The following is a 13,386-nucleotide window of genomic DNA, read 5'->3' as shown; positions in this document are numbered from 1 at the left end:
TTAGGCGAGGCCGAGGCCACCGACCACGAGGTCGATGAGCTTGATGCCGATAAAGGGTGCGACGAGGCCACCCAGACCGTAGATGGCGAGGTTGCGGGCGAGCAGCGGCCCGGCCGCCATCGGTCGATAGGCCACGCCCTTCAGCGCCAGCGGCACCAGCAGCGGTATGATGATCGCATTGAAGATGATCGCCGACAGGATCGCCGATTGCGGGGAGCCGAGCCCCATGACGTTGAGCACGCCGAGGCCGGGATAGAGCGCGACGAACATCGCCGGGATGATCGCGAAATATTTCGCCACGTCGTTGGCGACGGAGAAGGTGGTCAGCGCACCCCTGGTCATCAGCAACTGCTTGCCCAGACCCACCACCTCGATCAGCTTGGTCGGATCGCTGTCGAGGTCGACCATGTTGCCCGCCTCGCGCGCGGCCTGCGTGCCGGTGTTCATCGCCACGCCGACATCGGCCTGGGCCAGCGCGGGAGCATCGTTCGTCCCGTCGCCGCACATCGCGACCAGCCTGCCACCCACCTGTTCGCGGCGGATCAGGTCCAGCTTGTCCTCCGGCGTCGCCTGGGCGAGGAAATCGTCGACGCCTGCCTCGGCTGCGATCGCCGCGGCGGTGAGGGGGTTGTCGCCGGTGATCATCACCGTGCGGATGCCCATGGTCCTGAGTTCGCCGAAACGCTCGCGAATGCCGGCCTTTACCACATCCTTGAGGAAGATGGCGCCGAGCAGCTGCCCGTCCTGCGCCACGGCAAGGGGGGTCCCGCCGGCGCGGGCAATCTCGTCGGTGATGCGGCGCAACTCGGTCGCGGCCGCGGTCGCGCCGGCGCCCGCACTGGCGCGCAGGATCGAGTCCACCGCGCCCTTCTGGATCAGCGAGCCGTTCACCCGCACGCCGGAAATCCGGGTCTGTGCGGTGAAGGGGATGACCTCCGCATCCGCAGGCAGCCGGGCCGTGGTGACGCCGAACGTGTCGCGCGCGAGGGTGACGATCGAGCGACCCTCCGGTGTCTCGTCGGCCAGGCTGGCGATCAGTGCCGCCTCCGCCAGAGCCGCCTCGCTGGTCCCGCCGACCGCACGGAAGGCGGAGGCCTGGCGATCGCCGATGGTGATGGTGCCGGTCTTGTCGAGCAGCAGCACGTCGATATCGCCGGCCGCTTCGACCGCGCGGCCCGATTTGGCGAGGACGTTGAAGCGGACCAGCCGGTCCATGCCCGCAATGCCGATCGCCGACAGCAGCGCCGCGATGGTCGTCGGGATCAGCGTAATGAGCAGGGCGGCCAGGATCGCGACCGGAATGCTGCCCCCTGCGTAAGCGGCGAAGCCCGGAATGGTGGCGACCGCGATCAGGAAGATGATCGTCAGCCCGACCAGGAGCAGCGTCAGCGCGATCTCGTTCGGGGTCTTCTGCCGCTCGGCACCCTCGACCAGTGCGATCATGCGGTCGAGAAAGCCCTTGCCGGGCTCCACCGTCACGCGCACGCGGATCTCGTCGGAAATGACGCGCGTGCCCGCCGTCACGGCCGAGCGATCGCCCCCCGCCTCGCGGATCACGGGGGCGCTTTCGCCGGTGATCGCGGCTTCGTTCACCGAGGCGACGCCCGACACCACCTCGCCGTCCGACGGGATCAGGTCGCCCGTCTCGACCAGCACGATGTCGCCGACCTTGAGCTGGCTGGCGGGGATGTCGTCCCACGCCCGACCATCGCCCTTCAGCCGCTTGGCGGTGAGTTCGGCCTTGGCGGCGCGCAGCGATGCCGCCTGCGCCTTGCCGCGCCCCTCGGCCAGCGCCTCGGCAAAGGTGCCGAACAGCACCGTCAGCCACAGCCAGACGGCGAGTTGCAGCTTGAAGCCGGTGGAAAGATCGTCCTGCCCGATCACGAGCAGGACCGTCATCAGCGCCGCCACGCTTGCGGTGACGAACATCACCGGGTTGCGGACGAGTTCGCCCGGGTTCAGCTTCACGAACGATGCCCTGACCGCGGGCACGACGAGGTCGGCCGTGAACAGGCTCTTGTGACTTGGTTTCGCCATGATGGCCCCCGTCAGAACAATTGGCCGCGGATCATGCCAAGATGATCGGCGATGGGACCGAGCGCGAGGCTCGGCAGGAAGGTGAGACCGCCCAGGATCAGGATGATCCCGACGAGGAGGCCGATCCACAGGCCACCGGTGGTCGGGAACGAGCCCGCGCTTTCCGGCGTGTAGCGCTTCGCTGCCAGGCTGCCGGCGATGGCCAGCATGGGCATGATGACGAAGAAGCGGCCGAGCCACATGGCGACGCCGAGCAGCCCGTTATAATAAGGCGTGTTGGCGGTCAGGCCGGCAAAGGCGGAGCCGTTGTTGGCGACCGCGGATGTGAAGGCGTAGAGGATTTCCGAAAAGCCGTGCGGCCCCTGGTTGAGCGGCCCGGCCAGGCCCTGGGCCAGCACCGAGGAAAGCGCGGTGAGGCCGAGGATGACGAGCGGCAGCACCGCGATCGCCAGCACCGCCAGTTTCACCTCGCGCGCCTCGATCTTCTTCCCGACATATTCGGGCGTGCGGCCGACCATCAGCCCGGCGACGAACACCGCCAGGATGGCAAAGAGCAGGAAGCCGTAGATGCCGGCACCGACCCCGCCGATCACGACCTCGCCCAATTGCATGTTGAACAGGGGGATGAGGCCGCCGAGCGCGGTGAAGCTGTCGTGCATCGCATTGACCGCGCCGCAGGATGCCGCGGTGGTGACCACCGCGAACAGCGCGGAGGCGGCGATGCCGAAGCGGGCTTCCTTGCCCTCCATATTGCCACCGGCGACGCCGAGCTGGTGCAGGACGGGATTGCCCGCCGCTTCCGCCCAATAGGTGACCGTGGTGCCGGCAAGGAACAGGATCATCATCGCCGACAGGATCGCCCAGCCCTGACGGGTGTTGCCGACCGCCCTGCCGAAGCACCAGGTCAGCCCCGCGCCGATCGCGAAGATCGACAGCATCTGGACGAAATTGGTCAGCGCGGTGGGGTTTTCGAAGGGATGCGCGCTGTTGGCGTTGAAGAAGCCGCCACCATTGGTGCCGAGCATCTTGATCGCTTCCTGGCTGGCGACGGGGCCGAGCAGGATGGATTGGCGCGCGCCCTCCAGCGTCCGGATATCGACGACGCCGGCCAAGGTCTGGGGCACGCCGCTGACGATGTAGAAGATGGTCAGCAGCGTGCAGAGCGGCAGCAGCAGATACAGGGTGATCCGGGTGATGTCGGCCCAGAAATTGCCGATCGTGTTCGTCTCTGCCCGCGCGAACCCGCGGAACAGCGCAAAGGCGAGCGCGATGCCGGTGGCCGCCGACAGGAAATTGTGGATCGTCAGCCCCAGCATCTGGGAAAGGTTCGACATGGTGCCCTCACCACCATAGCTTTGCCAGTTGGTGTTGGCGGTGAAGCTGATCGCGGTGTTGAACGAAAGATGCTCGCCGACCGCGCCCAGCCCTTGCGGATTGCCGGGCAGCACCGCCTGCAGGCGCAGCACCGCATAGGTGAAGAGCATCAGCCCCGCGTTGAACACCAGCATGTGCACCGCATAGCGGCGCCAGCCCTGTTCCCGGGCGGGATCGACTCCGGCAAGCGCGTAGAAGCCGCGCTCGGCGGGCCCAAGCAGGCGGTGAAGCGGCGTGCGCCGCCCCTCGTACAGGGCGAACAGCCACAGGCCCAAGGGCTTGGCGAGCGCGAGGAGGATGGCGGTAAAGCCGAGGATCAGGAACCAGCCCTGAGCGGTCATCGGTTCGCCTCCTTCAGAAGCGTTCGGGGCGGATCAGCACCGCCACCAGGTAGACGAGAAGGCCGAGCGCGGTCAGCGCCGCCAGCCAGAGGTCGAGGGTCATCGCCGTTCCCCTCACGCATTGTCGCAAAGGCGGACATAGGCGAGCGTCAGCGCCACCAATCCGACCATGATCGCGATCCACAGCAGGTCCTGCACGGGTATGTCCTCCAAGGGTCAGAAGGCGGCGGTCAGCGAGACCAGGACGGTGCCCCCGGCAATGGTGCCGGTGCCGTCCTGGCCCTTGCTGAAGCTCGGGCGGAGATAGGCTGCGCGCCCGGTCGAGATGTCGGTATCGACATAGCTGACGCCCAGGGTCAGGTTCCGGTAGCTGGTGTCGGCACCGAGCGACCAGTCCCAATAGGCACCGGTCGGGGCGATGGCGGTGGCGTTCGGCCCCAGCCCGTCCTGGCCCCGGCTATGGCCGATATGCGCCTTCAGCGTGACCGGCGTAGTGGACACGGCCAGTGCCGCGTCGCCCCACAGATAGAGATTGTCGCCCCGGTCGCCGGGATCGGTGTAGGTGCCGTTCGCCGCATCCGCGCCGGTGTTGTACCATTTGCCGATCGCCTGCTGCCGGGGCGCATAGGCGGCACCGGCGGTCAGCGTGGCCGGGCCGCGGGTGCCGGTCAGCTTGATATAGGACTCGGCAAAATCGGTTTTGTCGGCACCGCCCGGATACATGTACCAGGTGAGGCCGATATCGAGCGCGGCGTTCGGCCCGAGCGAAGCCTTGTACCCGCCGATCAGGTCCAGCTCCATGTTGGCACCGCCAAAGGTGCCCCAACCGGCAAGGTTCGATGCCCAGATCCCGGCATATAACCCGCTGTCGTGCGCCGCGGTGATGCCCGCCTGCACCGCCATCTTCCGGTCGGACTGCGACACGCCGCGGAACCGGTAGTCGGAGGCGATCGTGGCGGCGCCGCTGATGGTGAGCGCGGGAGCGTCGGTCGCCCGGACCTTGTCATCCGGCGTCGACTGCGCCTGTGCGGCGAGCGGCATGCCGAGGAACGCGACCATCGCGGCCGCCTGTCGGAACTTCATTGTCACACCCCTTCGGAGCGACGACCGTCCCGTGACGATCGCCTTCAGGGGTGCGCGATTAGGCCTGGTGCGCGTAGCAATTCGAGATCGATCGGGGGCAAACGCATATAGCGCGCATATGTTTTGCAAATATTCCTGGGCATTGCCTGTCGGCAGGGCCGCGCCCGGATCAGCAGAGACAGTCAGGTGCGAGAATGGTTTCCACCATTTGCCCGATGGATCGCCAATGCTCGATACACACGGCATCATCGGCGAACAGGCAGCGCGCAACCTCGGTCGCCAATCGGTGGTCGATGGCATCGCGGTCGGCATCATCGGCGATCAGGGATGCCGCCTGCCGCCAGCGCGCTCTTGCAACCATTATGGTGTTATATCGATCGAAACTGATCTGGATAATAACTCAGAAGAGGTATCGGATGGCTCGGTGCTGCCCCTGAGACATGACCACGAAAAAGGGGGCCGTGAAGGCCCCCTTCCTTGCGGCAGGAATGCCGGTCCGATCAGTTGCTGTCGGAGTCGTCGTCGCTCTTCACGATCGCGATCACGCCAATCGCCGCGATGCCGGCGGCAATGGCCGCAGCAGCGATGCCGGCGCCGGCAAGCTTGTTCGACTTGGCGGCGGGTGCCGAGGCGCGGGCGGACTTGGCGACCGACAGGCTGGCAGCCGGGTTCGCAGGAGCAGCGGCAACCGGAGCGGCAACCAGAACAGTGGCCGCTGCTGCGGCGAGGAACTTTGCGATCATTGTAATCTCCCTTGGTGAGTGGCCCCTATGCCCGGCCCCCTCGCTAAGGTCGAGGCGTTAACGATGAACAAAGTTTTCAGGCATTTAGCTGCATGGAAGCATCGGGGACGGGATTACCGGCGTTCGCGAGCTCTCGCGCGAATTATGACAACAGGCTACCGGGCGGTGGTGTCGCCGGTATCAGCGACGCCTCGACATCGACCCCGGTCCTGCTGGCCGAATGGGTGCGGGTGGACTGAAGCTGCAGGTGCTGGACGGGCCCGAAGACGGTAATGACGGTGTCGCCGTGCAACCGATCTTGCAGGAGGCCGAAAAAGCGGTCGACGAACTGATCGATCTGGTCTGGCGTCAATCCGCGATCGTCCAGGGTCAACCGGGCAATCAGATCGGATCGCGTCACCTTGTCCCTTCCTCGCGCTGACAGCGGTGTCACGTGTCGCGAAGAAATCCAGCATTGTCTACACGGTAATGACGCCGATGCCGAAAATGCCGACCGGTCAGGCAGCCAGGACGTCGTCATACTCGACATCGGCAGGAGCATCCGCGTTCAGCCGCTCGCGCAGTTCCTTGCCGGGCCGGAAATAGGTGACGCGCTTTGCGGGCACCTTCACACCTTCGCCGGTTCTCGGATTGCGCGCCTGCCGGGCTTCACGAGCTCGTGTGGTGAACATCCCGAACCCGCGCAATTCGACCCGGCCATCGGCCTGCAATTGCCTGACGATGGCATCGAAAAACGCGGTGACGATGAGCTCCGCCTCGCGCGTCGTGAAATCGGCATGCCGTTCCTTGATCATCTGCACCAACTCGGATCGCAACACGGCACACCCTCCTGCTCGCAAGCTTTTACAATCGTTTACCTGATAAGGATCAATTTCTGAATATGCCCAATGCGCTGTGTAATGCTTTACAATCGACCTATTTCGGGCACGAGGGGGAGGGTACGGACAGGCGCGACGTGGCAGCCTTCCGGTGTGACATATGCACATTCCAAACCGAACCTGATTGGCTCCTATAGATCCGTCAAAGCGTTGGCGGTTGGAAGTTTTAGTGGTCATGCCAGCAAGGACCGGTGCTATGCCGCTGCTTTCACAGTTTTATGCCACTAGACCTGAATAATGCTCATGCATGAGTATATAAATCCAAGATAAACCTGCAGTGGTATGCGGATGTAACTGGCGACCTTTATGAGATCGGTGAACGCGTCGCCTTTTGACGAGGATCAAGCACTTGCCCCCTTCGCTGCTTTCCACCTCCGTCCTGGTGCTCCTCGCCGGGGTGGTCCTTTCGAGCGGGGCGCCGACAGGTGCGATGCAGGCGCCGATCGTGGTCGCTACTCCGACATTGTCTGCAATCGACCGGGTCTGGTCCAGCCACCGGGTCGGCTATGCGATGGTCGTCACCGATGCGATGATCGTGGTCGCCTATTATGATGCCAACCGGCAACTGACCGTCGCCTCGCGACCGCGCGGCGCCCCGGCCTGGGTCTATCACAAGGTCGACAGCTGGACCGGATGGGACAGCCACAATTACCTCGCGATGGCGTTGGATGCGGCCGGACAGATCCATGTCGTCGGCAATCTGCACGGCGATCCGCTGGTCTATTACCGTACCACGCAGGCGGGCGATGTCCGTACCCTGGCGCGCGTACCGGTGATGGTGGACCCCGCGGCCGAACAGCGCATGACCTATCCGATATTCCTGCACGATGCCGATGGGCGGCTCGTCATGAAATATCGCGATGGGCGCAGCGGCAACGGCAACGAGATCTACAACGTCTATGACCCGGCCACCCGGACGTGGCGCCACCTGCTGTCGACACCGCTGACCGATGGGGAAGGGCGACGCAACGCCTATTTCGTCGGGCCAAGACTGGGCCCGGATGGCTGGTTCCATCTCGCCTGGGTCTGGCGCGAAAGCCCGATGGCCGAGACGAACCACGACCTGTCCTATGCGAAGAGCCGCGATCTGGTGCATTGGACGCGGGCCGACGGCACCCCGCTGACACTGCCGATCCGCCTGTCCAGCGCCGAAATCGTCGATCCCGTTCCGGTCGAGGGCGGGATGATCAACAACAACACCGTGATCGGCTTCGACCCCGGCGGGCGGGTGATGATCACCTATCACAAGTTCGACAAGGCCGGGAACACGCAGATCTTCGTCGCACGGCGCGAGGGCGATCGCTGGCGGACGCAGCAGGTCAGCGACTGGCAGGGCTTTCGCTGGGACTTCCGCGGTGGAGGATCGCTCGACAGTCGTTTGTTTGTCGAGGGGCCGGTACCGGTCGGCCGCGATCGCATCCGCGTGTCCGTCATCCGGGACGGCAAGCCGATCGATTTCCTCCTCGATGCCGCCAGCCTCAAGCGGATCGAGGAGCGGCCGGCGAACCGTCTTGCCGATCGCCTGCGCGGCGTGATCGCGGTGCCCGAAGGCATGGTGCTCAACACGCTGGAGGACCCGAGTGGCAGCGGCGTGGCGCTTGCCTGGCCCAGCCGCCCGCCGCACCGCGATCGGCCGGACGAAGACATCACGGCTCCGACCGTGCTGCGGCTGGTGGAGGAAGCGACGCCGCGTTGAGGCAGGCGACGTGTCGCGCACTACGTGTCTGCCAAGGCACGCTGTGGCCGGCACAGCATACGGCTTCCGGATGGTTCGTGGGGTCATCGCAGAATCACTTTGTCAGCGTACGCTCTCATGATTGCCATCCGAAACGCCCCAAACGGCAAACTGCTGGAACCGGCGAATCTGCGCCGTCCAGCCGATTGCCAGGATATGGTCCGCCAGATCCCTCACGCGGTCTTAGTAGGGCTGCGCTTTCTTAGCAGGTAGCCCGTAGGCTGGCCCCAGCCGCCTCGATCAGCATGGTCCGCACCTGCCCGAGGACGAGTTCAACGCACTGATGGCGATTTTCTGCTGCGTCGACGAACCGCAGAGGCCGCGTACGGAGGATGACCGCTTGCGCGAGGCTTATGCCGAGCAGAGCCGACGCCGCATCATCGGATATACGCCGACGCCCTTACACGGTGTCGTCAAAAGCACGAACTTCCGCGATCAGATCACTGGCGATCCGCGTACCTTTCGCACTCGGTTCTTACGGAAGCCAGTGGGCGGGAGCGAGGATCAGCGATCCGCTACCCATCACAGTGCAACGCACACGCGGCTGCCGAACAGCAATGGCGTGATCAGCCAACCATCGATATCAGCCGTAAAACTCAATATCGATAATGAAATATTATGGCAATTATGCAGATGTCAAAGAAGCGGCTACAAGTGCATGATCCTCGCTAGCCACCCTTGGAACGCCTTCGCTGTGGGGTCACGGCGGTTGCAGCATCTGAATCTATAAATCCCGAGGGGGGAGGGCACCGAGCTATCGCAGCAGCACAATGTGACGTGCGTGTGGCGCGCCGGCGTCATTCTCTCAGACGGCCAAACAGGATCTCGCCGCCGCTGCGCCGCCGGTTGGCGCTGGTAGGATCTGACCGGCTCGTTGCATGCCCTCCGGCTTGGATACAGGACTGGATTCTTTCGGCTTGCGGAGCCTCTCTGAATGACGTCCTCCCTGGAAATCATGCCATTGGTAAATTAGCTCGTCAGACGGAGATGAGCGATGCGGCGAGGCCGTTTCACTGAAAATCAGATCATTGGCGTGCTGCTGGAGCATGAGGGTGGCGTGGAGACGGCCGAGCTGTGCCGGAAGCACGAGATTAGCGATGCGACGTTCTACAACTGGAAGGCGAAGTACGGCGGGATGACCGTATCGGAAGCGGCGCGATTACGGATGCTGGAGGACGAAAGCCGGTGGCTGAAAAAGCTGCCGGCGGAGTCGATGCTGGATGTGTCGGCGCCGAAGGATCTGCTGAAAAAAACTGACCCGGTCTGTGGATCGCTACGCTGCGGTGGAGAAGCTGATGGCCGACCACGGCTTCTCCGAGCGTCGCGCCTGCAGGCTGAGCGGGGTCAATCGGTCGGCTTGGCAATATGAACCGCTTCGCGGAAAGGACGATGCTGTCCGCGAGCCGATGCGCGAGATCGCGAACGAACGTCGCCGGTTCGGCTATTGTCGGCTGGCGATTCTGCTTAGGCGTGAAGGCAAGGGCATGAACCTGAAGAAGGTGTACCGGCTGGATCGGGCGGAGCGGCTGACGGGGCGCAAGCGCGGTGGCCGGAAACGAGCGCTGGGAACGCGGGCGCCGATGGCGATCCCGCAGGAGCCCAACCAGCGCTGGAGCCTCGACTTCGTATCGGATGCATTGGCCTGCGGCCGGCGGTTCCGCATGCTCCGCGTCATCGACGACTACAGCCGGGAATGCCTGACGTGGATCGTCGATACCTCGTTGTCAGACCGGCGTGTCGTCCGCGAGATTACCGCCATCGTCGAGCGTTGCGGGTTGCCGTGCCTGGTGGTCAGCGACAACGGTATCCAGTTCGCCGAGCAGCCGCGCAACCGCAACACCGCCTGGTCGCGTCAGATGCGCTTCGACATGATCTGCGAGGCACACAACATCGAACACCGGCTCACCAAACCGAACCATCTCTGGACGAACGGCCAGGTCGAGCGGATGAACCGCACCATCAAGGAGGCGACCGTCAAGCGCTTCCACTACGACAGCCACGACCAACTCCGGACGCACCTCGCCGACTTCATGGCAGCCTACAATTTCGCTCGATGGCTCAAGACGCTCAGCGGCCTCACATCGTACGAATACATCGCCAAGATCTGGACGTCTGAGCCAGACCGGTTCATCGTCAACCCGATCCACCAGATGCCAGGACTGAACACCTAGGCCCGATGTTGATCTCGTGTCGCCGCCTGGCACCATCGTCGGCGCTGCCGGCGACCGAACGGATTACGGCATGCGGCCCGGAGCGTCAGAAGCGCGTCCGGACAGACAGGCTGTAGTTGCGTGAGAAGTATCGTACGTCGTTGGGCATGTCGTATGTCCCCCAGAAGCTCCGCTCGCCGTTGGCGGTCAGGTTGCTCGCCTCCACCGCCACGGTGAAGTTCTTGCTGATGTCGTAGTTGATCGACGCATCCAGCCGCTCGACCGGATCGACGAACAGGTTGTTGTAAGGGTTGTTCGTATCGACCCGCCATTGCCGACGTGAGCGCCAGTTGTAGGCCACCCGGACGTTCAGACCGTCGCGTTCGAAGAACCCCACCACGTTGAACATGTACTTGGACACGTTCAGGATGGGCCCGGTCACAACCGTCTCGATCTGGTTGCCGTCGAAATTTGGAAACGATTGTCGGGTGATGTTCAACGTGCCGTTAGCCGATGCGCCGAACGACTTGAGCACTCCCGGCAGAAAGGTGAAGAAGGTGGTCGCCTGTGCCTCGATGCCGCGATGTCGGCCGCTGCCCAGATTGTACGGCCGCCTAACCTGTACCGGCACAGTCACATTTGGCAGGATCTCGGGCAGGATGCGATCCCATACCACCCCGTTCTGGTTCCACTGCCAAGCGGCCACAGACATCGATCCCGTAGTACCGAAGTACCATTCCAGAGACGCGTCGTACTTGGACAATGTCGTCGGTCCCAGATCCGGGTTGCCGCCCGCGGCGCTCGGTGCTGCCGCGTTCTGAATGTCCAGGAAGAGGCGAGGATTGATCTGCTGGGCGGGGGGGCGGCCGACGTCATAGGTGTAGGCCAACCGAAGCTGCAGCTTGGGCGTGATGTGCGCGATTGCGTTCACGCTGGGCAACACGTCAAGAAAGTTGCCACGTGGGCTGACCAAGGTGTCGATCTCCCTGATCTCCGTACGTCCATCGACGGTGACGGGCGTACGCGTCCGCTGGATGCTGCGCAGATTGTTGAGTGTGTTGACAATTCGCGCGCCAACGGTCCCCTCGATTGGAAACAGCAGGTTCAAGTTGTAGTGCAGCATGCCATAGAATGCATGGCTGGCGTCCGAACCATCAAATGCATCGAACGGCTGATACTTCGCGTAGTAGGTGTCGTAATCAGGTAGGAAGCCTACGATACGGCTGCGTATGTCGTTCCAACTGTTTCGGATCGAAGCACGATCGCCCATCAGCCAGTTGACGTTCGTGACGTCCTCCGAGTTCGGGAACAGAGGGCCGACTTCGGTCAACTTGTAATTGGGCAGGGATGCGATCGGCAGGCGTAGATTGCCCTGTCCGCGTGCTCCGAACTTGCGATCGTAGGTGCGCTTGGCGTAACGGTAGCCGACCTTGATGTAGTCGATCGCCTCGATCAGCGTGTTCAGCCGCAGATCACCCTTCATTTCGGTTTCGGCGCTGCGCCAGTAGTTCCTGCTCTGATTGAAACCGTCGAGATACAGATAGTTGTTCGTATCGGTCAGGTCTATTCCGTTGAAGTTGATCGTTGGCCCGCCTTTGGGATCGACGGTATTGTTGAAGACGACGTCGACCTGCGGTGGCCTGCCGAACCGGGTCCAGTGAAATATATTGTCGGAGTCGTTGTCGGACTTACGCCAGTTGACCCAGCCGGTGAACTCGATCCGTTCGTCCCGATAATCTGCTTGGAAGCGGGCGTTGTAGTCGCTCGTCTCGTGATTCCAGGATTCCCGTCCTGGTCCGATCGGATCGAGGCCGGTGAGGGAGACGGATCTGACGAGCCGCCCGTCCTCGTTCATCACCAGATTGGAAAGCCGGGGCGGTGGGGCCGCGGAGTCCGAGTAGGTGATAGGGATCCAGATCGAGTTGTCCGCCCATAGCATCTTCTGGTTGGCATATCCGCCTTCGAGCGTTGCCGTCCAACGGTCGTCCGGCTTCCATTGCGTCGACGCGCTGAAGGCCGCCCGCTTCGACCAGCCGTCTGTACCGGCCACGCCCACGCGGAACGGCAGGAAGATGTTGGCGGGTGTAGTGGAAGGCAGGATGACCTGCCGGCTGTCGCCCGGACGGACCGGCAGTTCGTTGAACCGGACAGATTCTCGATACCGTACGTCGTTGAACGTGCCGTTCACGGAAAAACCCACCTGACCGACGTCAGTGTCGGCATTATAGGCGATTAGAGCGCTGAGATACGGGTTTACCAGCTTGACTTGGTCGGCATAGTCGCCGCGTGCGCTGAAGGCGTAGGTGGCTCCTTCCTTGAAGTCGGTCGGGCGCCGCAGGGTCAGATTGATGACGCCGGTCTGACTACCCTCCACCTGGTCGGGGGTGCGGGTCTTGAACACCTCAATGCCGGCGACGAGGTCGGAAGAAATGTCGTTTAGATACGTCGTCCGGTCACCCGTGGAGAAGGTTGGCGAGCCATTCACGGTGGTCATCACTCCCCCCAGCCCGCGGATCTTTACCTCGCCGCCCTCGCCACGGTTGCGGTCGATCTGCACGCCGGGTACCCGCGCCAAGGCTTCCGGGACGTTCTTGTCAGGAAGCTTCCCGATGTCCTGCGCCAAAACCACATCAACGATCTGCTGCGCCCGCCGCTTGGCGTTGCGCGCCGACTTCACATTCTCCCGCAGACCGAGCACGATGATGTCGCCCTCCAAGCGACCGGACTCGTTGGACAATTGCGGCTGGCTTTCCGTCGCTGCTCCATTGGTCTTCTTCTTCGACGTCTCACCGGTCAGCACGCTCTGCGCCTTGGCCGTCGCACCCGACTTCTGCTGCGCGGCAACAACGTCCACGTGCAGGATAGTTGTCAGAACCGTCATGGCGACGCCTGTCGCCAGTCTGCCTTTCCGCATCAAACATCCCCCCTCTACGATCGTCGGGTTGATCCCGACCGACCTACGATCATCCTTTAGGGCATAATGTCCTACTATAATCACTTGTCAAGATTTGGTTAGTGAGTCATAATTTACTAGATACCAGTAGT

12 protein-coding genes are annotated in these 13,386 nt (G+C 63.2%); 3 read left to right on the top strand and 9 right to left on the bottom strand.

Annotation, left to right across the window (positions count from 1 at the left end):
• From kdpB to OXR08_RS02215, 8 genes are all read right to left on the bottom strand, one after another.
• Positions 1–2,037: a potassium-transporting ATPase subunit KdpB gene (gene kdpB, locus OXR08_RS02250; protein ID WP_267347397.1), complete on the bottom strand. Its 2,037-nt coding sequence runs from the start codon at positions 2,035–2,037 to the stop codon at positions 1–3.
• 11 nt (positions 2,038–2,048) lie between these two features.
• Positions 2,049–3,752: a potassium-transporting ATPase subunit KdpA gene (gene kdpA, locus OXR08_RS02245; RefSeq protein ID WP_267347396.1), complete on the bottom strand. Its 1,704-nt coding sequence runs from the start codon at positions 3,750–3,752 to the stop codon at positions 2,049–2,051.
• Between the two features lie 13 nt (positions 3,753–3,765).
• Positions 3,766–3,855: a K(+)-transporting ATPase subunit F gene (kdpF, locus tag OXR08_RS02240; RefSeq protein ID WP_037531783.1), complete on the bottom strand. Its 90-nt coding sequence runs from the start codon at positions 3,853–3,855 to the stop codon at positions 3,766–3,768.
• Positions 3,856–3,968: 113 nt separating this feature from the next.
• Complete coding sequence (locus tag OXR08_RS02235) at positions 3,969–4,835, bottom strand: TorF family putative porin (protein WP_267347395.1); 867 nt, start codon at positions 4,833–4,835, stop codon at positions 3,969–3,971.
• A 169-nt stretch (positions 4,836–5,004) separates the two neighbouring features.
• Positions 5,005–5,196, bottom strand: coding sequence for a hypothetical protein (locus OXR08_RS02230; protein WP_267347394.1), 192 nt, complete (start codon positions 5,194–5,196; stop codon positions 5,005–5,007).
• 139 nt (positions 5,197–5,335) lie between these two features.
• Entirely contained in the window at positions 5,336–5,578 is a 243-nt protein-coding gene (locus tag OXR08_RS02225) for a hypothetical protein (RefSeq protein ID WP_174236668.1), read from the bottom strand.
• A 142-nt stretch (positions 5,579–5,720) separates the two neighbouring features.
• A complete protein-coding gene (locus OXR08_RS02220; RefSeq protein ID WP_149683323.1) occupies positions 5,721–5,978 on the bottom strand; it encodes a hypothetical protein in 258 nt (85 codons plus the stop codon).
• A gap of 97 nt (positions 5,979–6,075) precedes the next feature.
• Positions 6,076–6,396, bottom strand: a complete 321-nt coding sequence (locus tag OXR08_RS02215) for an HU family DNA-binding protein (protein WP_149683324.1) — start codon at positions 6,394–6,396, stop codon at positions 6,076–6,078.
• Between the two features lie 409 nt (positions 6,397–6,805).
• Between OXR08_RS02215 and OXR08_RS02210 the strand changes: the two genes are divergently transcribed.
• From OXR08_RS02210 to OXR08_RS02200, 3 genes are all read left to right on the top strand, one after another.
• Complete coding sequence (locus OXR08_RS02210; RefSeq protein ID WP_267347393.1) at positions 6,806–8,152, top strand: BNR repeat-containing protein; 1,347 nt, start codon at positions 6,806–6,808, stop codon at positions 8,150–8,152.
• 1,033 nt (positions 8,153–9,185) lie between these two features.
• Complete coding sequence (locus OXR08_RS02205) at positions 9,186–9,560, top strand: transposase (RefSeq protein WP_267347392.1); 375 nt, start codon at positions 9,186–9,188, stop codon at positions 9,558–9,560.
• Positions 9,487–10,362 (top strand): DDE-type integrase/transposase/recombinase, encoded by an 876-nt coding sequence (locus OXR08_RS02200; protein ID WP_267347391.1) that lies wholly within the window; start codon positions 9,487–9,489, stop codon positions 10,360–10,362. Before OXR08_RS02205 ends, OXR08_RS02200 begins: the two co-directional genes overlap by 74 nt.
• Before the next feature lie 85 nt (positions 10,363–10,447).
• Here OXR08_RS02200 and OXR08_RS02195 read toward each other — a convergent pair whose 3' ends face one another.
• The gene (locus OXR08_RS02195; protein WP_267347390.1) at positions 10,448–13,222 is read right to left on the bottom strand and encodes a TonB-dependent receptor; all 2,775 of its coding nucleotides are present in this window, start codon (positions 13,220–13,222) and stop codon (positions 10,448–10,450) included.
• Between the last annotated feature and the right edge of the window lie 164 nt (positions 13,223–13,386).

The sequence above is a fragment of the Sphingomonas sp. GM_Shp_2 genome, from assembly GCF_026540875.1.
Taxonomy (GTDB): Bacteria; Pseudomonadota; Alphaproteobacteria; order Sphingomonadales; family Sphingomonadaceae; genus Sphingomonas; species Sphingomonas carotinifaciens.
Note: the sequence above shows the minus strand (reverse complement) of the source record. Positions and strands in the feature narration are given on the sequence as shown.

Bases quoted from the DNA above. Each gene is read 5' to 3' on its own strand.
- OXR08_RS02225 (WP_174236668.1), bottom strand. From the start codon at position 5,578: ATGATCGCAAAGTTCCTCGCCGCAGCAGCGGCCACTGTTCTGGTTGCC.
- OXR08_RS02200 (WP_267347391.1), top strand. From the start codon at position 9,487: ATGGCCGACCACGGCTTCTCCGAGCGTCGCGCCTGCAGGCTGAGCGGG.
- kdpB (WP_267347397.1), bottom strand. From the start codon at position 2,037: ATGGCGAAACCAAGTCACAAGAGCCTGTTCACGGCCGACCTCGTCGTG.
- OXR08_RS02195 (WP_267347390.1), bottom strand. From the start codon at position 13,222: ATGACGGTTCTGACAACTATCCTGCACGTGGACGTTGTTGCCGCGCAG.
- OXR08_RS02205 (WP_267347392.1), top strand. From the start codon at position 9,186: ATGCGGCGAGGCCGTTTCACTGAAAATCAGATCATTGGCGTGCTGCTG.
- OXR08_RS02230 (WP_267347394.1), bottom strand. From the start codon at position 5,196: ATGGTTGCAAGAGCGCGCTGGCGGCAGGCGGCATCCCTGATCGCCGAT.
- kdpF (WP_037531783.1), bottom strand. From the start codon at position 3,855: ATGACCCTCGACCTCTGGCTGGCGGCGCTGACCGCGCTCGGCCTTCTC.
- kdpA (WP_267347396.1), bottom strand. From the start codon at position 3,752: ATGACCGCTCAGGGCTGGTTCCTGATCCTCGGCTTTACCGCCATCCTC.
- OXR08_RS02235 (WP_267347395.1), bottom strand. From the start codon at position 4,835: ATGAAGTTCCGACAGGCGGCCGCGATGGTCGCGTTCCTCGGCATGCCG.